Genomic DNA, 23,050 nt, shown 5'->3' with positions numbered 1-23,050 from the left:
ACGTAGGATGTCATCATGACTGCCAGCGCCCCCCGCCGCCTTGCCCGCGTCCGCCCCCTGTCCCCGGCTGTTGCCGACGAACATTTCTTCGTGGCCAATGACGCCCCCGACTTCGGCTCCGACGCAGGCCGGTCCTGGACAGTTGTTGATTCCCCCTTCGAGGCGTCCCGCGCGAACGCCAACCACCCGGCCCGGCCCGGCTGGGAAGCCGGCACTGCAGTAGACCAGGACTCGTTCACCTTCCTGGCGCCATCCGTCCCCTTTAACGTCTTCGGCATGGCGCACAACACCGGCCCGGCCGGCCGGGACCTCCCCCCGCAGGCCTTCCACAAGGCGGCATCGAGCGTGATCGGCCCGGGCGAGGCCATCGAGCTGAGCTCCACGGTGGGTTACGTTGACCCGGAAGCCGAACTGACCGTCGTCGTCGGGCGCACCGTCCGTGGCCTGACGCTGGAAACTGCCCGGAGCGCCATCCTGGGATTCACCATCGGCAACGATGTCTCGGCGCGCGATCTGCAGAAGTCGGACGAGCTGTGGATCAGCGCCAAGAGCCAGGACACCTTCACTCCCGTGGGCCCCTGGATTGTGACGGACCTCGACGACTCGGACCTGTCCATCAGCATCGTCCACAACGGCACCGAACTGAAGGCCGCCAGCAGCACCGAACTCGGCTGGAAGGTGGACGAAATCCTCGTGTACCTCAGCTCCTTCATGACCCTGCACGCCGGCGATCTGGTCCTCACCGGCTTCCCGGCGGAATGTGCCCGCATCCACCCCGGAGACACAGTGGTGTGCCGGGTGGAGGGAATTGGCGAGCTCAGCAACCCGGTGAAGGCTGCGTCCTGGGAGGAACCACCGGCCTAACATGTGTCAGGATTGACCCATGGAGACCCCTGCTGCGCCCGCCGCCCAGCTGACGCAGCAGCCCACGCGCGGTGCGCCGGCCACCAAGCATTACCGCGGAATCTTCAGGTTTCCGCTGGTGCGGCAGCTCCTCCGCTTCACGGGCGTCGGCATCATCTGCACCGCCACGTCCCTGGCGCTCTATGCGTTGCTGCGCCCCTGGCTGGGACCGCAGCTGGCCAACGCGGCCGCCCTGGTGCTGACGTCCTTGATGAACACGGCACTGAACCGCAGGCTGACGTTTAAGATCTCCGGGCAGCGCCGGATGGCCCGCGACCACCTCAACGGCATGATCGTCATCGCCGTGGCGCTGGTCATTACCGGCGGCAGCCTGGGCGTGCTGCATTGGCTGCACCCGGACGCCACCGTGTCCGATGAGCTGTGGACCACCACACTGTCGGGCTTCGTGGCCACCGCCGTGCGGTTCACGATGCTGCGGCATTGGATCTTCCGCCGCGCCCGCCACATCTGAACCGCTCCCGCTGCCCTGTCCTCCCCTCCCCTCCCCTCCTCTCCTCTCCCCCAACTGAGTAGCGCTATCTGTCGTTTTGAGCCTCCAAAACGACAGATAGCGCTACTTAGTTGGGCAGGTTGGGGATCGCTAGCTGCGGCCGAGGGTCCGGACACTCCCGACGGCGGTGCCCACGGCTGCCGCCGCCTGTTCCAGGTCCTTGGCAGTCACTGCTGAGGTGAAGCTGAACCGCACGGCTGTCTGCGCGACTTCGGCGTCGTAGCCCAGCGCGGTCAGCACCGGCGACGGCGCATCCGAACCCGCGGCGCATGCCGAACCACTCGAGCACACCACACCCTGCCGTTCCAGCTCCAACAGCACGGATTCGCCGCTGGTACCGGGGAAGCAGAACGACGCTACTGACGGCAGCCGTTCCGTCCGGTGCCCGGTGAGCAGGGCTCCCGGGACCGTGTCCAGGATGGTGGCGATGAAGTCTTCGCGGAGCCCTGCCACTCGAGCCGCCAGTTCCGGCCGTTCAGCGTGGGCGAGCGTCAGGGCGGTAGCCAGCGCCACCGCACCTGCCACGTTTTCGGTTCCCGACCGCCGGCCGCGTTCCTGCCCGCCGCCGTGCACCAGGGGCTCGACGCGGGTCCGGCCGCGGACGTAGAGCACGCCGCAGCCCTTGGGCGCACCCAGCTTGTGGCCGGAAATACTCAGGGCATCCACGCCCAACCACTTGACATCCAGGGGCAGCCAGCCCGCGGCCTGGACGGCGTCGGTATGGAACGGGATCCCCCTCGCAGTGGCCACTGCAGCCAGTTCGGCAACCGGCTGGATGGTGCCCACCTCGTTGTTCGCGTACATGATACTGACCAGAGCGGTCTCCGGCCGGAGCGCGGCCGCGAGCGCCTCAGGCGTCACCCGGCCGGCGCTGTCCACCGGAACCACATCCACGGCGAACCCGTGGAACCGCTCCAGGTACCGCGCGGACTCCTCCACGGCAGGATGTTCGACGGCGCTGATCACCACGCGGTTGAGCCTCGGGTCCGCGGCCTGCCGGGCCAGGGCGATGCCCTTGAGCGCGAGGTTGTCCGCCTCCGTTCCGCCGGACGTGAAGGTGACGTCGCCCGGGCGGCAGCCGAGCACCTTGGCCACGGCGGCGCGGGCGCCTGCGAGCGCAGCCGCAGCGGCCTCACCCAGCGTGTGGTGGCTGGAGGGGTTGCCGAACTCGCCGCTCAGGTAAGGCCACATGGCCTCGAGTACTTCGCGGCGGACAGGCGTGGTGGCGGCGGCGTCGAGGAAGATCATGGCGGTGTCAGCCGGCCCTCAGTTCGACGTCCAGCCCTAGGTCCAGTGCGGCGACGCTGTGGGTGAGACCACCGATGGAGATGACGTCAACGCCAGCCGCGGCGATATCCGCGACGGTGCCCAGGTTCACGTTGCCGCTGGCTTCCACAATGGCGCGTCCGTCCACCTGCTTGACGCCGGAGCGGAGCTCATCGAGGGTGAAGTTGTCCAACATGATGGTGTCCACACCGGCGGCAAGGACAGGTTCGATCTGCTCGGCGCTGTCCACCTCCACTTCGAAGTGCGTGGTGTGCCCCAGCTGGGCCTTTGCCGCGGCGAGCAGGGCGGTGAGCTTGGCGGGGTCTCCCCCGGTCATCACGGCCAGGTGATTGTCCTTGGCCAGCACGGCGTCGGACAGGCTGTAGCGGTGGTTGGCTCCCCCGCCGCAGCGGACGGCGTAGCGCTCCAGCACGCGCAGGCCGGGGGTGGTCTTGCGCGTATCGGTGATGCGCGCTTTGGTACCTTCGACAAGCTCCACGAATTCCGCGGTCTTCGTGGCGATGGCGCTCATGCGCTGGACGAGGTTCAGCCCGACCCGTTCGGCGAGCAGCACCGAGCGGGCGTTGCCGGTAACACGCGCGAGGTGGGTGCCGGCGTCGAACGCTGCACCGTCGGCAAGCAGCAGCTCCACCTCGGTGCCCGGATCCACGAGCTTCATGGCGTCACGGAACACGGTACCGCCGCTGAACACGCCCGGCACCCGGGCGTTGAGCACTGCCGTGGCGCGGGCGTCAGCCGGGATCAGCAGCTGGGAGGTGATGTCGCCGCTGGGCGCGTCCTCGGCAAAGGCCCGTTCCAGGATGTCCCGGACGGGTGCTGCGGGGAGGGTCAGGCTAGTCATTAACGAGGCTCGCTTTCCGGCTCATGGTGTAACGCTTGTCAAAATGTTCGACGGCGGCCGTTCCCGGCACGCTGTCGCTGCGGTAATGCGCCCCCAAGGATTCCCGCCGCTCCCGCGCGGCATGCACGAGCAGCTGCGCAGCCAACAAAAGATTGGCATCCTCATGCTCCCGCGGATCGAAGGAATCAGGAACAGTAACCGGATCGCCAGCAGAGGCCCAGGCCCCAAGCAAGCCAGAAGCCGCCCTAAGCAACCCGCCATCACGAAGCACCCCAGCGCTAGCAGTCATCAAGCGCCGAAGAGCCACCCGGGAAAACGGCCCGGCCTCAACAAACGAAGTCTCAACAGGCCCCGGCGCTGGAATGGCCTCAAACTCCCAAGCGATCGGTGCTGGCAACGCGACTGTTTCGGCACCCAAGGCGACAGTTCCGTCGTCGTCCGAGGGTGTTCCGGAAGCGAGCGTCAAGGGGAGGCCGCTAGCGGCCGAGACAGCGAGCGGAGGAAGAGCGTCGGGCGACACCCAGGCCGAGACAGCACGCGGAGCATCGGTGTCCTGCGACGGGAGGTTCCCAAGGAACGCAGCAACAGCCCGCCGCCCAAAGACAAGACCTTCGAGCAAAGAGTTACTGGCAAGCCGGTTGGCCCCTTGAACGCCGGTGCAAGCAACCTCCCCGGCGGCCAGCAACCCAGGCACCGAGGTCCGCCCGTAGAGGTCGGTAAGGACCCCACCCATCCAGTAGTGCGCGGCCGGTGCCACGGGGACGAGTTCGCGGGTCCAGTCGACGCCGGCTTCGCGGGTGCGTTGGGTGATGGTGGGGAACCGCTTGGCCAGGTAACCCTGGCCGTGGCGGGTCTCGACCACCATGGCGTCAAGGAACACGTGCCCGTTGGGATCCCCGAGGGTGGCCAGGTGCAGGGCGATGCTGCGGGAGACGACGTCGCGCGGGGCAAGCTCTGCGTCGGGGTGGTAGGCGGGCATAAAGCGTTCGCCGTGGGCATCCAGCAGGATGGCGCCTTCGCCGCGGACGGCTTCGGAGATCAGCAGCGGCTCAGCGCCGTTGCCTGCGGCCTCAACGGCATCGGCAGCCAGCACCATGGAAGTGGGGTGGAACTGGAAGAACTCCAGGTCCGCCACGGCGGCTCCGGCCCGCCAGGCGAGTGCCAGCCCGTCGGCCGTTGCCACGGCGGGGTTGGTGGTCTGGGCGAACAGCTGGCCGGCTCCCCCGGTGGCCAGGAGAACGGCATCGCCGTGGACGCCGAGTTCCCGCCCGACGTGGAGGAAATTCACGCCTGTCACGCGGCCCTCGCTCTGCGACAGGGACGTCACCTGGGCGTGCCCGATGACCTGGATCCGGCCAGCGGCCTGCGCATCCAGGACAGTCCTGATGAGTGCCCTGGCTACGCCGGCACCGGTTGCGTCGCCGCCGGCGTGCAGGATCCGCGGCGCGGAATGGGCGGCTTCGAGACCCAGCGAGGGGTCGCCGTCGTCGTCCATGTCAAAACGCACGCCGAAGCGTTCCAAGCCGGCGATATCCAGGCGGGCCTCCGTGCAGAGCACGCGGACGGCCTCCTCGTCGCAGTGCCCGGCCCCGGCCTTCAGCGTATCTGCGATGTGCGCGGCCACAGTGTCCCCGGGCGCGGGCTCGTCGAGGACGGCGGAGATGCCGCCTTGGGCGTAGTACGTGTTGCTGTCTGCGAGCGCACCCTTGGTCAGCAGCACCACTTCGGCGCCGGCGTCGGCGGCAAGCAACGCGGAGTACAGTCCCGCAATACCGCTCCCGACGACGATCAGCCGCCGGGGTGCCGGACCACCGGCAGGGCTCTCTGCGCTCATGAGGGGCTCGTTTCGATTTCCAGGGTACGGCGGGCGGGATTGCAGCTGCGGGCTACAGCGGACGCGAGGCGAGCATACGCTCGAGCGCGGTTTTGGCGTTGCCCTGCACGGAGTCGTCCACGCTGATGCGGTTGACGATGCGGCCTTCGACGAGTTCCTCCAGGACCCAGGCGAGGTAGCCGGGGTGGATCCGGTACATCGTGGAGCAGGGGCAGATCACCGGGTCCAGGCAGAAGATGGTGTGCTGCGGGTACTCGGCGGCGAGCCGGTTCACCATGTTGACCTCCGTGCCGATCGCGAAGGTGGTCGGTTCGGTGGCGGCTGCGATGGCCTTCTTGATGAAGTCGGTGGAGCCGGCGGAATCAGCGGCGTCCACCACCTCCATGGGGCACTCGGGGTGCACAATCACGTTGACGCCGGGGAACTCGGCACGGGCCTTTTCGATCTGCCCCACGTTGAAGCGCTTGTGGACAGAGCAGAAGCCGTGCCAGAGGATCACGCGGGAATCGAGCAGGGCCTGTTCGTCGTTGCCGCCCAGTTCCTTGCGCGGATTCCACATGGGCATCTGCTCCAGCGGCACACCCATGGCCTTGGCGGTGTTGCGGCCCAGGTGCTGGTCAGGGAAGAAGAGGACCCGCTGGCCGCGTTCGAAGGCCCATTCCAGGACCACCTTGGCGTTGGAGGAGGTGCAGACGATGCCGCCGTTCCGGCCGCAGAAAGCTTTCAGGGCGGCGGAGGAATTCATGTACGTGACCGGAATGACCGGAACCCGCCCCTCGGCGTCGGCCTCGGTACCGAAAATCTCTTCGAGCTGTTCCCAGCACTCCTCCACGGAGTCGGTGTCCGCCATGTCCGCCATGGAGCAGCCGGCGGCGAGGTTGGGCAGGATGACGGACTGTTCCGGGGTGGAGAGGATGTCCGCGGTCTCGGCCATGAAGTGCACGCCGCAGAAGATGATGGCCTCAGCGTCGGGCCGAGTGAGGGCGGCGTTGGCCAGCTGGAAGGAGTCGCCCACAAAGTCGGCGTACTGGATGACTTCGTCGCGCTGGTAGAAGTGGCCCAGGATCACTGCCCGGTCCCCGAGCTTTTTCTTGGCCGCGCGGATGCGGACATCGAGCTCGGCATCGCTGGCGAGCTTGTATTCCTCCGGCAGCTGGCCCTGGCGCGGCGTGGCGGCCGGGGCAACGTCCGCGCTGGAGGCGCCGGGTCCGTATGCAGGGGCACCCGCGAGGGCTTCGGCAAGGTCGTATTCCCACGGACCCTTGGCGAGCGCCGGGCTGCAGGTGGCTGCTGTTTTGCCTGCTGCCGCGCTGCGGGCCGCGCTTTCGGCTTGTTCGCGCGTGATCAGCTGGATGGCTGTGTTGACGCTGCTCATGGTGTGCTCCTGTTATCGGGGTCAAGGCCGGGGCGGCCGGTGAAGCGGTAAAGACGAGGCGGACGGTGCTTACCGCCCTGGAGGTATTCGCCGGTTTCTTCGATCTCCGGCGTGGATTTGAGCTGGCGGCCGAAGTTGGCCGGGTCCAGCCGGGTGTCCAGGACGGCTTCATAGACTTCCCGGACCTGGGCGAGCGTGAAGTACTCCCCCAAAAAGTGGTAGGCCACCGAGCCGTAGGCCAGCTTGTTCCGCAGGCGTCGGAGCGCGTACTCAACAATGGCGTTGTGGTCGAAGGCCAGGTCCCCCACCTTGTCTGCCCGGAACCACTTCACATTCTCCGATTCGTCGGCCAGGGCGGCCTCCGTGGGCTGGACCAGCGCCCAGTAGACAATCGACACCACGCGCTGGGTGGGTGAGCGGTGCAGCCCGCCGAACGCGTAGAGCTGCTCCAGGTAGCTCGGTGTGAGTCCGGTGGTTTCGCGGAGGTTCCGGGACGCAGCATCCTGCAGGGATTCAACATGCGTCAGCGGTCCGCCGGGCAGGGCCCAAAGATCCTTATACGGCTCACGAATCCTGCGGACCAGGGGAAGCCAGAGGGTAGGCCGGCCCGAGGATTCGCTGGGCCGCAGGGCGAAGATGACGGTGGAGATGGCGAGCGAGGGTGCAGCGGTGGCCCGCTCGGAGACGTTCGCTGAACTGCTGTACACGGTCACTCACCCGCTCCCTGCTTCTGGGCTTCATTGCCATCATCTAGTTATGGTCAATTTGACTAGAACTGATTCTACGGCCACCTTCCCCTGATTCAAAATGTTTCGCCGCCCAGTGTGACCGGATGAAGGCTCCTGTGACTGGTCCCCGGAGACCTTACTCCGGCTGCCTGGCGGCTGCGGCTTCGAGCAGGTTCAGTGTCCTGCCCTGGAAGTGGGTGTTGAGGACAATCACGGACGATGCGCGGAGCACGGTCCTGGTGGCGATCATCGCATCCAGAACACGCTGCAGATCCGGATTGGACCGCGCGGCGATCCTCGCCATGAGATCCGAACTGCCGGAAACGGTGTGGACCTCGATCAGTTCCGGGATCGCGGCCAGCGCCTCGGCCACCGCATCGTGGCCCAGGTCCTGGTTGATGGTCAGCGAGCAGAAGGCAACCACCGGGAAGCCGAACTTTGCCGGGTCAGGCCGGGGCACCCACGAGCTGATCACGCCGGCCTCCGTCATCCTGTCCAGCCTCGACTGGACGGTGGCGCGGGCGACGCCCAGGACCCTCGAGGCCTCCAGCACCGAGCCCCTCGGACTGTCGGTAAAGAATCGGACAATTTTGGCATCCAGGGCGTCAACATTCATACAATCTCCTTCGCGCACCGCCATTGGGTAAGCAAGTTGCTAGCCAATAGTCATCCGAGTGATTAGAAGTGCCACCATAGTTGCACAACGGCTGCCGGCGGGCCAGCAACTTAGGCGGTAAATTCAAGTGGTCCCTGCGGGGACACTACCCCCAACCCCAAGAAGGTTCACAGGCATGACGTTGAAGTCCACGGAAGTGCGGCCGGAATCCCGCCTCGGCCACACCATGAAACCCCGCCAGCTCACCATGATGGGACTGGGCAGCGCCATCGGCGCCGGCCTGTTCCTGGGTTCAGGGGCCGGTATCCAGGCCGCGGGGCCCGCCGTGCTGATCTCGTACCTGGTCGCCGGGACCCTCATCATCCTGGTGATGTGGGCACTGGGTGAAATGGCTGCCGCAAACCCCACCAGCGGCGCGTTCTCCGTCTACGCCGAGCGCGCCCTTGGAAAAACCGCCGGCGCCACCGTGGGCTGGCTCTGGTGGCTCCAACTGGTGGTGGTCATCGCCGCGGAAGCTCTCGGTGCCGCAGGCCTGCTGTTTTCTGTCTGGCCGGCTATCCCCGTCTGGGCCTTGGCCCTGATCTTTATGGTCGTGTTTACGGCCATCAACCTGACGGGCGTCAAGAACTTCGGCGAGTTCGAATTCTGGTTTGCCATCCTGAAGGTTGCCGCCATTGTGGCGTTCCTGGCCGTGGGGGCCGCCCTGCTGCTAGGCCTCCTGCCCGAGGTAGCTTCGCCCGGACTCGCAAACATCACCACTGATTTTGCTCCCGCCGGGCTTGGCGGAATCGCCACGGCATTGTTCGTGGTGATCTTTGCCTTCGGCGGAACCGAGATCGTGGCCGTGGCCGCCGCGGAAACGGAGGACCCGGAGCACAGCGTGGGCAAGGCGATCCGGACGGTGTTGTGGCGCATCCTGGTCTTCTACATCGGGTCGGTTTTTGTCATCGCGGCCGTCCTTCCGGTCTCCTCCGAAGGACTCGCCTCGCCATTTGCCGGCGTGCTCGACGCGGCCCGGATCCCGGGCGCCGGCACGGCGATCACCCTCGTTGCCGTCGTCGCACTTCTCTCTGCACTGAACGCCAACCTCTACGGTGCGTCCCGCATGGTTTACTCGCTCGCCGAACGCGGCGAGGCTCCCCGGTTCCTGGCCAGGCTCAGCGGCGCCAGCGTGCCCATGGTGGCGGTGGGCGTGTCCGTGGCGTTCGGTTTCTTCGCCACGGTTCTGGAGCTGCTGTTCCCGGACCGGATCCTGCCGGCCTTGTTCCAGCTGGTCGGATCCACGTGCCTGGTGGTCTGGGGCACTGCCCTTGTTTCGCAGCTGATCCTCCGGCGCCGGGCGGACCGGGAAGGTGCCGAACTTCCGCTGCGGATGAAGGGTTTCCCGGGCCTGACTATCTTCGGGCTGGTCCTCCTGGGCCTGATCTTCGCCGTCGGCTTCAGCGCGGACAGCAGCCGCGGACAGCTGCTGAGCACGTTCGTTCTGGTCGCCTGCCTCGCGGCAGCCTGCTGGCTCAGCGCCCGGCTGACCACCCGCGATCGCCAGCCCAAGTAGGTAGCGCTATCTGTCGTTTTCGGCGGTCAAAACGACAGATAGCGCTACCCAGTTGGGTGAAGGGCGAAAGACCGACGGCGGCTCGCACTGTACAAATTGCTGTGCTGTCAGTTGGAACACGGGACAGTTTTATACAGTCTGGGCAGCCCATACTGCGCTGATTGCCCACACATCCGCCGGTGACTAGGGTCACAGGCATGGACACACTTCCGCCGCCGGCTTCCGGCAACGCACCGTCGCCACTGACCCCGGGCCAGCTCCGCGAACTGTATACGCTCATGGTGGCCGTCCGGCACCTGGACACGTCCGCCGTCGCCTGGCAGCGGCAAGGCATCATCCCCGGCTACGCCCCCGAGCTGGGCCAGGAAGCAGCCCAGGTGGGCAGCGGCTACGCCGTGGACCTGTCCCGCGACTTCGTCTTCCCCACCTACCGGGAAATGGGCGTGGCCCGCGCCATGGGCGTGGACATGGTTGCCTACATGGCCACCCACAAAGCCACGTGGCACGGTGGCCTCTACGATCCCCTGGAATCCCGGCTCGCCCCGATCCAGGCGGTGGTGGCCGGCTCCGTGCTGCACGCCGTCGGCTGGGCCCACGGCCAAACCCTGGCCGCCGCCCCCGGCGACGAAACCGGCGCAGCCCTGAGCTACTTCGGCGACGGAGCCTCATCCCAGGGCGACGTCCACGAGGCCCTGAACTTCGCGGCCATCATGAAGGCGCCGGTGGTGTTCTTCGTCCAGAACAACGGCTGGGCCATCTCAGTGCCCACCGAACGCCAAGTGGCCGGCGGCTCCGTGGCCGCCCGCGCCGCGGGCTATGGCATCCCCGCAGTCACCGTTGACGGCAACGACGTGGTGGCCGTCGTGGAGGCGACACGGCGAGCGCTGGCACACTGCCGGGCCGGAAACGGGCCCGCCCTCATCGAAGCCATGACTTACCGCTGCGGACCGCACTCCACCTCCGATGACCCCGGCCGCTACCGCACTCTTAAGGAAGAGCACGACGACGGCGGCCCGGATCCGCTGGAACGCTTCCGTCAGGTCCTGCTCGCCGACGGTGTCGCTGACGAGGAGTTCTTCGCCGCCGCCCTCGCCGCGGCAAAAGCGGAAGAGAACCAAATCCGGGAAGGCCTCCAGGCCTTGGATCCCCGCCCCGGCAGCGAAATGTTCAGCCTGGTGTTCCAGGAAACCACGCCCGCCCTGCAGGCCCAGGCTGCCAACTGGCGGAAGGAGTCCGAGCATGTCTAACTCGGTCATTGGATTTCGACAGGCTCAATCACCGGAAGAACAGGCCCAAACACCGGAACGGCAGGCACAAACGCCGGAACGGCAGGCACAAACGCCGGTTGCAGTGATGTCCATGCAGCAGGCCCTGAACCGTGCCCTCGATGAGGTCCTGGCGGACAACGCCAAGGCCGTCATCTTCGGCGAGGACTGCGGCCGGCTCGGCGGAGTCTTCAGGATCACGGACGGGCTGCAGGCAAAGTACGGCGAGGCCCGGGTCTTCGATACCCCACTGGCGGAGTCCGGCATCCTGGGCATGTCCGTGGGCCTGGCCATGGCCGGTTTCCATCCGATCCCGGAGGTCCAGTTCGACGGCTTCGCCTACCCGGCCATCAACCAGATCGTCTGCCAGATCGCCCGGATGAACTACCGCAGCCGCGGCAGCCTGCCAATGCCCATCACCCTGCGCGTTCCCAGCTTCGGCGGCATCCGCGCCCCCGAACACCACGGCGAATCACTCGAGGCGCTCTTCGCCCACGTGCCGGGCCTGAAGGTGGTGTCGCCGTCGAACCCGCACGAGGCCTACCACCTCCTCAAGTACTCAGCCTCCCGCCCGGACCCGGTGATCTTTATGGAGCCGAAGTCCCGCTACTGGCAGAAGGGTGAGGTTGACGTCGCCAACGCCGATGCCGGCGGCGGCTCCCCCACCGGCGCCAAGGTCATGCGCGAAGGCCGCCACCTCACTCTTGTGGCCTGGGGTGCCATGGTGGCGCGCTGCCTGCAGGTGGCCGACCTGGCCGCCGAGGACGGCGTGGACATCGATGTCCTGGACCTGCGCTGGCTCAAGCCCATCGATGCCCAGGCATTGGTGACGTCCGTGGGGAAGACGCGGCGCGCCGTCGTCGTCCATGAAGCCCCACTGACCTCCGGCCTCGGCGCGGAGGTGGCCCAACTCATCACCCAGGGCTGCTTCGACACCCTCAAGGCGCCGGTGGAACGCGTGACGGGCTTCGATGTCCCGTACCCCTCCGGTGACCTCGAGGACGAATACATCCCCAACGTTGACCGGATCCTCAGCGGGATCCAGCGAGTATTGGAGTACCGCCGTGGCTGAAGTTTCCTTCCCGCTCCCGGACCTCGGCGAGGGCCTGATCGAGGCGACCGTGCTTGAGTGGCTGGTTTCGCCCGGCGATCAGGTAGAGCGTAACCAGCCGCTGGTGGAGGTGGAAACCAGCAAATCCGCTGTTGAACTGCCCAGTCCGCAGGCAGGTAAAGTGGTCCGTATCTTCGGTGGGGCAGGCGACAGGATCAATGTCGGCGAACCCCTGATCGTGTTCGAGGTGCCGGATAACACCGCCGGAATCGTGGGCACGGTCCCGAAGGACGAGGCACCGACGCGCCGGGTCCGCCTGAGCGCCGTACTTGATGAGGACTGACAGCATGAGCGGCAGGCACACCGGCGAGATGCATTCCCACACCGTTGAGGGCACTGACCCCCAACTTTTTGTCGAGGTGCACGATCCCCATGACGACGCCGGACTGCGCCCTGTGCTGCTGCTGCACGGCTTCTCCTCTTCCAGCAAACTCAACTGGCATGACACCGGGTGGGTGGCGGCCCTGCTGGAGGCCGGCCGCCGCGTCATCACCGTGGACCTACCAGGACACGGCCGCAGCGGCGCCCCCGAGGACATGGACTCCTACTCCCCCAGCCGGATCCGCGCGGATCTGCTGCAGATAGCGTTCGACGCCGGCGTGCGGCCATTGCACGACGGTGACCCCACCAGCGGGGTGGACGTTGTGGGCTATTCCTTGGGCGCCCGGCTCGCCTGGGAATTCGGCGCCACCCAGCCCGAGATCGTCCACCGCCTGGTCCTGGGCGGACCGAACATCGCCGATCCGCTGGCAGCCTTTGACCTCATCGCAGCGCAGAACTACCTCGCCGACGGGACCCCCATCGCGGACGAGTCCACGGCAGGCCTGCTCAAGATGGCCATGCTCCTGCCGAGCAACAACATCTTCGCGCTGCTGTCCCTGGTGGATGCCGTCAAGGCCGAGCCCTTCGATCCTGCCGAAGCCGTACCCCACATGCCGATGCTCCTTGTGGCTGGCGACCAGGATGAACGTGCGGCCACCATGCCGCAGCTTGCCGCACTCGGAATCCGGGCAGGGTCCATGGCTGAACAACTGACGTTGCCTGGCCGCAACCACACCAACGCCATCACCAGCCGGGCTTTCAAACAAGGCGCCATCGCTTTCCTGGGGGTCTGACCAGTGCGCAGCTGATCACTGCGCGGCTGATCCCTGACAGGGATTTCATAGCTCTCGCATAGGTTCCGCTGCTTGGATCGTCAGATGCACGATCCTTCCCAGCCGCGCGCCCGCCGCACGGTCGCCGCCCTACGCCGCCGTTCCGCCTTGGTGGCTGCCACCGGTTTCCTCGCCGTGGTCCTGATCGCTGCCGCCTACGTACTGGCCCCTGCCCGGCCCGGGCAGGGTGCGGCATCGCGCGCATCAATTGGCATCGACACCTTTGCAAGCTCCGCCCCGATTGACGCAGGCCTGGACGCAGCCATCGATGCCATCATCGGCGCCAACAGCCAGTACCAGGTGGGTGCTGCGCTGATGGCTACCGACGGCGGGGACGTGCACCAGTACGGCGTGGAGGAACCGTTCGAAGCAGCGAGCACGGCCAAGATACTGACCGCTGCGGCCTATTACCACCTCGTGGAGGAGGGTTCAGCGTCCCTCGATGAACCGCTGGGCGCGTTCACCTCGGAGTTCCAGATCCAGGCGATGGTCCAGGACAGCAACAACGAATCGTGGAGCCTGCTGATGGACGCCGTGGGCCTTTCCGAACTTTCGGAGTATGCCGCCTCCATCGACGTCACGTATGACCCCGAGGTGAATACGCTTTCGACCGCCGAGATGGCCCATATCCTGGCGGAACTGTTCGAGGGCCGGCTCCTGGACCAGGAGCATACGGAGCAGCTCCTGTCCTACATGCAGGACACCAACTACGAAAACCTCATTCCGGCCGCAGTTCCGGACGGCGTCACCGTATTCCACAAATACGGGCTGCTCGATAACGAACTCCACGACGCCGCCGTCCTCTCGATGTCCTCCGGCAGCTACGTGCTGGTGGTTTTCACGAAGGGTGCCGACCTGAGCGACATCCCTGAACGGACTGTGGTGATCCAGGAAATCACCAAGGCTGTTACCGCCGCCCTCTCGTAACTGAGCAGCGGTGGGAGGAAGTATCCCCGGTTCCCGGCGCGGCAGCAGAAGGTAGGCTGGAAGCGTGGCGGAGACAGCCGGAGAGGGAACAATGAGCACGCGTTTTGAAGACCGCACCGATGCCGGTGAACGGCTGGCTGCGGTGCTCACGCAGTTCCGGGAACGCCCCGACACCATCGTCCTGGGGCTGGCCCGCGGCGGCATCCCTGTGGCCGCCGCGGCTGCCAAGGCCCTGTACCTGCCACTCGGCGCCGTTCTGGTCCGGAAACTCGGCATCCCCGGCCACGACGAAACAGCGTTCGGTGCGCTGGCCTGGTCGGGAGGCCGGATAGTGCGCCTGCTCAACCGTCCCTTGATCACCCGCATTCTGGACCACGGCGTCCGCCAGGAGCGGCTGGACGAAGTGGAGAAACGCGAGAGGGCCGAGCTGCTCCGCCGGGCCGCGACTTACCCGGGGATCAGCAACGACCTCACCGGTCAAACAGTTCTACTGCTCGACGACGGCCTGGCCACCGGAGCCACCATGCGCGCTGCCGCCGAGGCAGCCCGTTCCGGTGGTGCGGCACGCGTCGTCGCCGCAGCGCCGGTGGGTTCGGTGGAAGCCTACACGGCCGTGTCGCGGGTGTGCGACGCCGTGCTGTGCCTGCATCTGCCGGGCAAATTCCGCGCCGTGGGCAGCTTCTACCGGCACTTCGAACAATTGGCCGATGAGGACGCCATCAGCCTGCTGAACCAGTAGGCCCGACGGCAACACCGGGCCCTCACGGCGCAACCTGGCCTCACGGCAGAACGGCGGACCCAGACCAGATGGCCCGAACCCGCCGTTCTGCGATGCGTACAACTTTAGTGGTGGCTGCTGACGCCGAGCGGGTTGCCCTTCGTCTCCTTGGCAAGCAGGACCCCGACAGCCGAAATCACGCAGAGGATCATGATGTAGATGCCGATGGATCCGGTCCATTTGGTGCTCTGCAGCAGAGCCTCGGCAATGGTTGCAGCGAAAGCACCACCCAGGATCGCACCGAACGCGTACCCGATGGAGATGCCCGAGTAGCGGACATTGGCCGGGAACATCTCGGCGTACATCGCCGACATGGGGCCGTAGGAGAGACCGAGGCCGATGGTCAGGACGAAGAGCGCCACGCCGTAAAGCCAGATGTTCCTGGTGTCGATCAGTGCAAACATCGGGATCATCCAGACGAAGATGATCGCATACCCGATCAGGAACGTCTTGACCCGGCCGATCCTGTCTGAGAGCCAGCCGCCGGCGAGCGTGAAGATCAGCCAGCCGAAGGAGGCGAGGGTGGTGGCGAGCAGGATTTCCGGGACCGGCATCTTCAGCGTCCTTGTGGCGTAGGAGATGAAGAAGGCGATCAACAGGTAGCCAGCGGCATTGTTGGCGATGAAGATCATGGTCGAGTAGAGGACTGGCCTCTTGTGGCTACGAATGAGTTCGCTGAGGGGCGCCCTGCTTTCGGCCTTGCGGGCCGCCATCTCCTGGAAGACGGGGCTCTCGGCCACGGCCCGCCGGATCAGGTATCCCACCACAATCAGCACGATGGACAGCAGGAACGGAACCCGCCAGCCCCACGACGCGAAGTCCTCCTTGGACATGTTCGAGTTGAGTATGAAGAGCAGGCCGGTGGCCAGGATCATGCCGACCGGGACGCCGATCTGCGGGTACGCGCCAAACACGCCGCGCCGGCTCTTGGGGGCGTGCTCCACCGCCATCAGGGCAGCGCCGCCCCATTCGCCGCCGGCGGAGAAGCCCTGGGCAATGCGGAGGATGATCAGCAGGATGGGGGCCCAGACGCCGATCTGCGCGTAGGTCGGCAGCATGCCGATCAGCGAGGTGGCTGCGCCCATCATCAGGAGGGTGAAGACCAGCATGGCCTTGCGTCCGAGCCGGTCACCGAGGTGGCCGGCAACCACTGCACCCAGCGGGCGGAACAGGAAGCTGATGCCGATCAGCGCGAAGGACAGGATCTGGGCCAGGCCCGGATTGGATTCGTTCAGCGGAGCCAGGAAGAGCGGGGACAGCAGGGTACCCGTCAGTTGGGCGAAGATGAAGAAGTCGTACCACTCGATGGTGGTGCCGACCAGCGTTGCTGCGAGGACCTTGCGTTCCTCGTGCTTGCTGCTCGGGCCCGCCTCGGAATCGACGCGTGAAGTTTCGGTCATTGGAACTCCGTGGCTTGGGGCAGCCTGGTTGGGGATAACGGCTGCCGACGGTGGATTTAGGGCGTCCGATTTACTGATCGAACGGTCAGTTAGTATGACGTTACGCGAAGATGTGATGAAACGCACTCTTTTTCTTGATTCTCCGCGCGGATCAGTTAGTTGATGCGAGTCAGTTCCATAGTTGAACTTCCTTTTCGGAATCAGCACAGGGCTTTTCGAAATCCGCACACAGTCCGAGTGAGGGAAGCACCGTCACGGCACCCGGGCAGCGCCCGTGCAGCCGCCTAGGATGGGACCCATGACGCCCACCGCAGTCCCCGCCGGAGCAGCTCAGGCTTCGCCGTCCCAGACCCTGTCGCGCGGAATCCGTGCGCTGGAAATCCTGGCGGCCGCGGAGACTCCCTTGACCATTGCGGAACTTGCCGACGCCATGGGGGTTCACCGTTCCGTGGCCTACCGGATCCTGCGGACCCTGGAGGACCACTCCTTGCTGGTGCGCGATGACGCGGGCAGAGTCCAGCCGGGGCCCGGGCTGGCTGTCCTGGCGCGGGGGGTTGCCCGCAACCTGCAGACGGCGGCGCTGCCGGAACTGACGCAACTCGCGAACTCCCTGACCATGAGTGCCTTTGTGGCCGTCTGGGACCGCGATGACTGTGTCACGCTGGTCACCGTGGACCCGCGGCATACGGGGGCCGCCATCGTCCAGCACCCCGGCTCCCGGCATCCCATCAGCGCGGGTGCCCCTGGCATTGCGATCCAGTCCTCCTATTCAGAAGCTGAGTGGCATGCGGCTGCCCCGGGAATCCCCTACCGGCCCGAGGCCGGAACCGCGCGGCAGCTGGGCTTTGCCGCCAGCCACGATGAAGTCATACCCGGAGTCTCCTCCGTGGCTGTCCCGGTCAGGGTCCCTGCCGGCCGGCCGGCCGCGCTGGCCGTCGTCTATATCCGGGCAGCCCAGAATCCGGACGAAATCGCCGCTGCGCTGATGGCGGGTGCCGCGCGCATTGAGGCCCAGCTGGGCTGACCATTACGCACGCCACCTGGCCGTGACCAGCGCCCGGCGTCGATCAGTGGCGTTTACGGAGAATGACTGCGGCCGCGGCACCAAGCACCAGCAGGCCGCCGGCGGCAATCACAGGCACAACGAACGCGGTGTGGTAGCCATGGGCCTGCGCCAGCTGGCCACCAACTGCGGCCCCCAGTGCGGTGCCCGCCACGATCCCGCTTGCCAGAGCTGTCATCACGGTCCCCAGCCTTTCCACCGGCGCCACCAGGCCTCCGATCGCGAAGACTGTGACCATCACGGGGCCCACGGGCAATCCCAGGACCAGAAGCACCGCAATCATGCCGCCCAACGATCCGGGCACCAGAAGCAGCAGCGCGAGCACCGTCATGAGTGCCGCGCTAATCAGCCACCGGGCGGCGGGAGTGAAGCGCTGGGGCCAGTACGCCACGGACAGGGCTGCGGCGGCCGAACTCAGTCCCATGACCGCATACAGCAGTCCGGCGATTTCCGAGGTGGCGAAACTGGCGGAGAAGGAGCTCAAAGCCGTCTGGGCGGACCCGAAGAAAGTGCCCATGGCCACCATCGCCAGGACGGGCAGTGCGACGACGGTGGGAATCCTCGCAGCCTTGCGCGAAGCTGCCGAGCCCCGGTTCAGGGGAACCGCCTTGTGGGTGGAGTGCACGGCAAAGGCGGGCACCAGCGTGATGGTCATGGCTGCGGTCAAGGCCAACGGCAGCCAAGGGGCCACCAGGCTGGCCAGTATACCCACCAGAGCCGGTCCCAGCACGAACGTCAGCTCATCAGCCGTGCCTTCGTACGACAGGGCCGTGTCCAGATCCCTGCCGCCCTTCGCTCCCTTGCTCCGCGAGGTGAGCGCCATCCAGCGCACCCTGGCCAGCGGCCCTACCTGCGGGCAGCTGGCCCCAGCAAGGAATGCGGCGGCGATCACGGCCACGGGAAAAGACCCGGCTTCGGGCGCAGCCCAAGCCGTCCCGATCAGGGCCAGGACAGCCAAAGTGTTGAGCACCGCCGCCACCAGAAGTACGGGCCGCTGCCCCCTGCGGTCTGCGAGGGCACCAAAAACCGGGGCGCCGAGGGCCGAGCCGATTCCCACAGCACCAGCGGCAGTGCCACCGAGCGCGTAGGAGCCGGTCACGGACGTAACAAGCGTCAGGGCGCCGACAGTAAGCATGGCCAAGGGCAGCCGGGCGAACAGGCCCAAGGGGATAAAGCTGCGGCCTGCGAGGTGCGGGAGCCTGGCGAACCGTCCGGTGGGCGGAGCCAGCGCAGCGGAGGCAGGCGCAGCGGAGGCAGGCGCAGTGTCAGGCGCGAGAGGCGCTTCCAGGGAAGCGGGCAGGGAGGACATTGTTGAAGAGTTCAAGGTTCCGGGCTCGTTCAGTAATGCGCATCGTCCCTCCTCCCGATGCGCGCGACCCGGTAACTATCCAATTATAGAGGCCGGCTGGGGCCAGTCCAGCCCGGCATGGCCGCCGTCACACCAGCGCTTCGGCGGCGTCGGAAATGCGGAGGGTGGAACCGTTCCGGCCCTTGAGGACCTGGAGCTGGGTTCCGATACGCTGTTTCATTTCCCCCACATGACTGACGAGACCCACAACGCGCCCGCCGTCGCGAAGGCCTTCGAGGGCATCCATCACCTGTTCCAGGGATTGTTCGTCCAGGCTGCCGAAACCCTCGTCCACAAAGAGCGTCTCGATCTGGATGCCGCCGGACTCCTGCTGCACAACGTCTGCCAACCCCAGGGCGAGTGAGAGGGACGCCATAAAGGACTCGCCGCCGGAAAGGGTGGAAGTATCCCGGCGGTGCCCGGTCCACTGGTCCACGACTTCAAGGCCCAACCCGGATTTCGCGCCCCGCGCGGCCTTAGCGTCTGAATGCTGGAGCAGGTAGCGGCCATCGCTCATGGCCACCAGGCGTTCGGAAGCAGCCAACGCCACCTGTTCAAGCCGTGCCGCGAGGACGTAGCTGTTCAGGCTCATGCGGTACGTGTTGTCTCCTCGGCCTGCGGCGGTATCAGCCAGGGCTGTCAGCAGCTGGGCGCGTTCCCGCGGAACCCGCCCGGAACCGGCAAGCCGTTCGTAGTCATTGCGGACAGCGGCCAGCGATTCCACACAGCGCACGGCCATACCGGCGGCGAGATCGGCGGCGCGTGCCTCCTCCCCGGCCTGCTCCGCGACGGTTTGCAGCTCGGCAATGAGGGCTTCGTCCACCGCGGGATGGGCTGCGGCCTCCGTCCGTGCCAGCAGCAGATCCTCGGATGCGAACAACTCGGCAATCCGCGCCTGTTCGTCGTGGCCGGCCCGGACCTCAGCCAGCAGGGCATCGGCGTCGGTGGCCGACAGCAGCTGCGCCCGGGCTTCAAGGTCAGAACTGAAACCAGCCTCCGGCAACGCCAGGTCAAGCTGGATCCGCGCTTCCTCGGCCCTGGCCCTGGCCCTGCTGAGCAAGGCCTGAGCCTCCACGGCCTTCTCCAGTGTGGCAGCAGCGTCCTGCAGCGACCGCAGCCGGTGTGTGAGGCCGCGGTGGCCGCCACGCAGGGCGGAGAGCGCCTCGTCAAGCGACGCCAGCTGGTCCACCAGTCCCGACAATTCAACGGTGACCTGCGCGAGTTCGGATGCTGCTCTGTGCCTGGCGGAATCCGCTGCGGTAAATCTGGCTTCGGCTGCCTCAAGCTGCTGCCGGAGGTCAGCGAGGTTTTTCACCGCCAGCTGCGACTCTCCGGCGGCGGTGCGGGCAGTCTCGAACGCTGCAATCGCATCCTCTTCGGGGGTGTCCCCGCCCTGGCCTTCAAGAACAGCCATCAATTGGTTCGCGTCGCCCAACTCACGGGCCCGCGCTGCCAGATCTTTCTCCGCAGACTCGTGGTCGTGCTGGGCGGCTTCCTCGGCCTGGCTGAGGCCCAGTGCTGACGCCGCAGCCTCCGCGGGAGCCGGGTGGTCCGCACTGCCGCAAACGGGGCAGGCTTCCCCCTCGGCCAGCTGGGCAGCGAGTTCGGCGGCGGCGTTGGCGAGTCTTTCCTCGCGCAGGTCCAGCCAGCGGAGTTTCTTCTCGAGCTGGATCTCCCGGGACGCCGAGTGGCGCTCGGTGGCGAGCCCCTGCGCCGCGCGTGCAGCCGTGTAGCGCCGGACGACGTCAAGAAGTTCCTCAGCCGCAGCGGCTTCCTTGGCGTGCAGGATGGCGGCCGAGGCCAGGTCCGCCAGGGGCTCGAGGCCCGCCGTCAGGGTTTCATGCTCCGTGCGGAGGGCCTGCAGCGAAACGCCCAGGTCAATATCCGTTTGTGTAAGTTCCTGCTGCTTCGTGCTGAGCGCGGCGCGCCTGGCAGCCAGCGAATGGAGGCGTTCTTCGTCCGGCAACCTGGCTTCCACCACGGCGAGCAGGGACCGGAGGCGGCTGAGCTCACCGGCGATATCAAGGGCCCCTGCGGCGGAGAGCCCGGCATCGGAGTGGTCCGCATCCAGGGCGCCAAGGTCCAGCTGGTCCAGTTCGGGGTCTTCATCCGCCGCCATGCGCAGCAATGTGATGGCGGATTCCATGGCTCCCGCCGCGTGCCTGACCTGGGTCTGGCTGGACTGGGCAGCCTGGAGCTGGCCCGTGAGCACCTCCGCGCGGCGGTGCTGTTCGAGCCGGGCCGCATGGACCTCCAGGGACGGCAGGGTTGCCTCGGCGGCTGCCTTCCGGGCCTCGGCGGCTGCCAGTTTGCGGTGCCGTTCCCGCTGCGCGGACTCGCTCTCCAGCCGGCTTGAGGTGTGCCTGCTGAAGGCCGCAGCGGCCTCCGCCTCGGCAGCCAGTTCCCCTGCGCGGTGGGCCACTGTTTCCTGCAGCCATTCGATCCGGGCAGAAGATTCCTCCTGGGCAGGAGCTGCGGAATCATCAACGGCCAGCGCGGCGGCCTCGGCTTCGGCCCGCGCCGCCAGCAACTCAAGCTCGCTGTTCAGCCGGGCAACATCGTTCCGCGCGGCCTGCGCCTGCGCCGCCAATTCCTGTTCCAGGGCCTCGAACCGCTGGGTGCCGAAGAGCTTCTGCAGCAGTTCCAGGCGATCGGCTGCCTTGGACCGCAGGAAGGCGGCAAAATCGCCCTGCGGCAGCATCACCACGCGGGTGAACTGTTCCCGGTCCATTCCCAGCAGGGCGGTGATTTCAGCGCCGGCTTCGTCATTGCGTCCGGATCTCTCCGTCCACGTCCCGCTGATGCGTTCCCGGAGGAGCGTTTTGGCCTGCTGTGTGGTGAAGCCGTTCTTCCCCCGGGCACTGGGTTTATCCCAGGCCGGCGACCTGGTGACCTCGAAGTGGCGGCCCTGGGCGGAAAACTCGCAGGTTACCGCCGGTTCGAGCGACGGCTCGGCATGATCGCTGCGCAGGCGCTTACCCTCCTGGCGCGCCCCTGGCACGGATCCGTACAGCGCAAAGCAGACAGCGTCCAGCACGCTGGTCTTCCCTGCCCCCGTAGGCCCGTTAAGGAGAAAGAGCCCGTGGGCGCTCAACCTGTCGAAGTCGATTTCCTCGGTGCCCGCAAAGGGCCCGAAGGCGGAGATGGCAAGGCGGTGGATCCTCATAGCGATCCCTCCGTCAGGCGTACGTTATCCAGCGCCGCGGCGATGGCCGACCGCTCGGCGTCGTCCGCGTCCCGCCCCCGCACATGATCGAGGAATCCGCAGCAGAGCGAGAGATCATCCTGGGCTTCGGCGAGGCGGCTGCTGTAGCTCTTGGACGCCTTGACGGCGCCGCCCTGCGGATCAAAGCCGAGGACCAGCGTGTCCGGAAACCGGGCCCGCAGCCGCTCCATGGCCTGCGCGGGCCGCTGCTCATCGGTCAGGGTGATCTGGCAGTACGCCCCTTCGGCCCAGGAATGTTCCGCGGACTCCAGGAGCTCCGAGATATCGCCGCGGAGCACGGCCAGCTTCCGCGGGGCTTCCCACGACAGTTCCGATACGCCGGTCACACCGTCCGGGCCGACGTCGATCAGCCAGCTTCCCTTGGTGTGCTTGGCTTCGGAGAACGAGTAGGCCAGGGGCGAACCCGAGTACCTGACCTGCGGCGACAGGGCCTGGCGGCCGTGCAGGTGCCCTAGCGCGGTGTAGCTGAATCCGTCGAAGAGGTCCAAGGGCACCGCCCCGACTCCCCCGATGCTGAGGTCCCGTTCGCTGTCTGAGCTGATCCCTCCGCTGGCGAACGTGTGGGCGAGGACCACCGAATGGACGGTGCCCGCTGCGCTGCGCTCCGCGAGGTCTGTCCGGATGCGGTCAGTGGCGGCGCGGGTGACTTCAAAGTGGCTGGCGGTTTCTGCACCGAGTTGTTCGGCGACGAGGCGCGGTTCCAGCCAGGGGACTCCATAGATGGCCAGGACGGCACCGGGCGTCCCGCCGCCACCCGCCTCCAGGGGCAGGACTACCGGATGGTCCAGGTCCGCCAGCCGGGTCCGCAAGTAGACGCCGCCACGTTCCAGCAGCCGGGAGGCGAAGCCCAGCCGGATGGCGGAGTCGTGGTTGCCGGATGTCAGCACCACCGTGGCGCCGGCCGCCGTGAGCCGCACCAGGGCATCGTCCAACAACCCCACGACGTCGACGCCGGGCAGGGCGCGGTCGTAGACATCGCCGGCGATCAGGACGACGTCAACGGCGTTTCCGGTGACGGCGCTGACGAGCTGATCAACAAATGACCGCTGGGCGTCCAGCATCCCGACGCCGTGGAAGGACCTGCCCAAGTGCCAGTCCGATGTGTGCAATAACCGCATATTCTTACGC

20 protein-coding genes are annotated in these 23,050 nt (G+C 66.7%); 10 read left to right on the top strand and 10 right to left on the bottom strand.

Features of this window, described 5'->3' with window-relative positions; genetic code table 11:
• Positions 1 to 15: 15 nt before the first annotated feature.
• Together ACVWY0_RS01370 and ACVWY0_RS01365 are read left to right on the top strand one after the other, a co-directional pair.
• Positions 16 to 864 carry a fumarylacetoacetate hydrolase family protein gene (locus ACVWY0_RS01370; RefSeq protein ID WP_485835121.1) on the top strand — a complete coding sequence of 283 codons (849 nt, stop codon included), beginning with the start codon at positions 16 to 18 and terminating at the stop codon, positions 862 to 864.
• Between the two features lie 19 nt (positions 865 to 883).
• On the top strand, positions 884 to 1,375 hold the full coding sequence (locus ACVWY0_RS01365) for a GtrA family protein (protein WP_485835120.1): 492 nt from the start codon (positions 884 to 886) through the stop codon (positions 1,373 to 1,375).
• 129 nt (positions 1,376 to 1,504) lie between these two features.
• Here ACVWY0_RS01365 and ACVWY0_RS01360 read toward each other — a convergent pair whose 3' ends face one another.
• The 6 genes from ACVWY0_RS01360 to ACVWY0_RS01335 form a co-directional block, all read right to left on the bottom strand.
• Positions 1,505 to 2,662, bottom strand: coding sequence for a cysteine desulfurase family protein (locus ACVWY0_RS01360; protein ID WP_485835119.1), 1,158 nt, complete (start codon positions 2,660 to 2,662; stop codon positions 1,505 to 1,507).
• Positions 2,663 to 2,669: 7 nt separating this feature from the next.
• A complete protein-coding gene (gene nadC / locus ACVWY0_RS01355; RefSeq protein WP_485835118.1) occupies positions 2,670 to 3,542 on the bottom strand; it encodes a carboxylating nicotinate-nucleotide diphosphorylase in 873 nt (290 codons plus the stop codon).
• Positions 3,535 to 5,376 (bottom strand): L-aspartate oxidase, encoded by a 1,842-nt coding sequence (locus ACVWY0_RS01350; protein ID WP_485835117.1) that lies wholly within the window; start codon positions 5,374 to 5,376, stop codon positions 3,535 to 3,537. The genes nadC and ACVWY0_RS01350 overlap by 8 nt, the downstream gene beginning before the upstream one ends.
• Positions 5,377 to 5,428: 52 nt before the next feature.
• A complete protein-coding gene (gene nadA / locus ACVWY0_RS01345) occupies positions 5,429 to 6,751 on the bottom strand; it encodes a quinolinate synthase NadA (protein ID WP_485835116.1) in 1,323 nt (440 codons plus the stop codon).
• Positions 6,748 to 7,458: an NUDIX hydrolase gene (locus tag ACVWY0_RS01340; RefSeq protein WP_252565260.1), complete on the bottom strand. Its 711-nt coding sequence runs from the start codon at positions 7,456 to 7,458 to the stop codon at positions 6,748 to 6,750. The genes nadA and ACVWY0_RS01340 overlap by 4 nt, the downstream gene beginning before the upstream one ends.
• Positions 7,459 to 7,615: 157 nt before the next feature.
• The gene (locus ACVWY0_RS01335; protein WP_485835115.1) at positions 7,616 to 8,095 is read right to left on the bottom strand and encodes an Lrp/AsnC family transcriptional regulator; all 480 of its coding nucleotides are present in this window, start codon (positions 8,093 to 8,095) and stop codon (positions 7,616 to 7,618) included.
• A 175-nt stretch (positions 8,096 to 8,270) separates the two neighbouring features.
• Here ACVWY0_RS01335 and ACVWY0_RS01330 point away from each other — a divergent pair, with 175 nt between their 5' ends.
• The 7 genes from ACVWY0_RS01330 to ACVWY0_RS01300 all read left to right on the top strand — a co-directional run bounded on the left by ACVWY0_RS01330 (position 8,271) and on the right by ACVWY0_RS01300 (position 14,846).
• Positions 8,271 to 9,650: an amino acid permease gene (locus ACVWY0_RS01330; RefSeq protein ID WP_485835114.1), complete on the top strand. Its 1,380-nt coding sequence runs from the start codon at positions 8,271 to 8,273 to the stop codon at positions 9,648 to 9,650.
• 197 nt (positions 9,651 to 9,847) lie between these two features.
• On the top strand, positions 9,848 to 10,897 hold the full coding sequence (locus ACVWY0_RS01325; RefSeq protein ID WP_485835113.1) for a thiamine pyrophosphate-dependent enzyme: 1,050 nt from the start codon (positions 9,848 to 9,850) through the stop codon (positions 10,895 to 10,897).
• A 106-nt stretch (positions 10,898 to 11,003) separates the two neighbouring features.
• Positions 11,004 to 11,987: an alpha-ketoacid dehydrogenase subunit beta gene (locus ACVWY0_RS01320; protein WP_485835198.1), complete on the top strand. Its 984-nt coding sequence runs from the start codon at positions 11,004 to 11,006 to the stop codon at positions 11,985 to 11,987.
• Entirely contained in the window at positions 11,980 to 12,309 is a 330-nt protein-coding gene (locus ACVWY0_RS01315; protein ID WP_485835112.1) for a biotin/lipoyl-containing protein, read from the top strand. Before ACVWY0_RS01320 ends, ACVWY0_RS01315 begins: the two co-directional genes overlap by 8 nt.
• Before the next feature lie 4 nt (positions 12,310 to 12,313).
• On the top strand, positions 12,314 to 13,141 hold the full coding sequence (locus tag ACVWY0_RS01310; protein WP_485835111.1) for an alpha/beta fold hydrolase: 828 nt from the start codon (positions 12,314 to 12,316) through the stop codon (positions 13,139 to 13,141).
• An 84-nt stretch (positions 13,142 to 13,225) separates the two neighbouring features.
• Positions 13,226 to 14,107: a serine hydrolase gene (locus ACVWY0_RS01305; protein ID WP_485835110.1), complete on the top strand. Its 882-nt coding sequence runs from the start codon at positions 13,226 to 13,228 to the stop codon at positions 14,105 to 14,107.
• Positions 14,108 to 14,198: 91 nt separating this feature from the next.
• Positions 14,199 to 14,846 (top strand): phosphoribosyltransferase, encoded by a 648-nt coding sequence (locus tag ACVWY0_RS01300; RefSeq protein WP_485835109.1) that lies wholly within the window; start codon positions 14,199 to 14,201, stop codon positions 14,844 to 14,846.
• Between the two features lie 104 nt (positions 14,847 to 14,950).
• Here ACVWY0_RS01300 and ACVWY0_RS01295 read toward each other — a convergent pair whose 3' ends face one another.
• Positions 14,951 to 16,285: an MFS transporter gene (locus tag ACVWY0_RS01295; protein WP_485835108.1), complete on the bottom strand. Its 1,335-nt coding sequence runs from the start codon at positions 16,283 to 16,285 to the stop codon at positions 14,951 to 14,953.
• A gap of 298 nt (positions 16,286 to 16,583) precedes the next feature.
• On the opposite strand from ACVWY0_RS01295, the gene ACVWY0_RS01290 reads away from it, so the two are divergent.
• A complete protein-coding gene (locus tag ACVWY0_RS01290) occupies positions 16,584 to 17,309 on the top strand; it encodes an IclR family transcriptional regulator (protein ID WP_485835107.1) in 726 nt (241 codons plus the stop codon).
• Positions 17,310 to 17,352: 43 nt separating this feature from the next.
• Here ACVWY0_RS01290 and ACVWY0_RS01285 read toward each other — a convergent pair whose 3' ends face one another.
• The 3 genes from ACVWY0_RS01285 to ACVWY0_RS01275 form a co-directional block, all read right to left on the bottom strand.
• Complete coding sequence (locus ACVWY0_RS01285) at positions 17,353 to 18,657, bottom strand: MFS transporter (protein ID WP_485835197.1); 1,305 nt, start codon at positions 18,655 to 18,657, stop codon at positions 17,353 to 17,355.
• A 127-nt stretch (positions 18,658 to 18,784) separates the two neighbouring features.
• Entirely contained in the window at positions 18,785 to 21,862 is a 3,078-nt protein-coding gene (locus ACVWY0_RS01280; protein WP_485835106.1) for an AAA family ATPase, read from the bottom strand.
• Positions 21,859 to 23,040, bottom strand: coding sequence for an exonuclease SbcCD subunit D (locus tag ACVWY0_RS01275; RefSeq protein WP_485835105.1), 1,182 nt, complete (start codon positions 23,038 to 23,040; stop codon positions 21,859 to 21,861). Before ACVWY0_RS01275 ends, ACVWY0_RS01280 begins: the two co-directional genes overlap by 4 nt.
• Positions 23,041 to 23,050: the final 10 nt, after the last annotated feature.

This window comes from Arthrobacter sp. UYNi723 (assembly GCF_054057635.1).
Note: the sequence above shows the minus strand (reverse complement) of the source record. Positions and strands in the feature narration are given on the sequence as shown.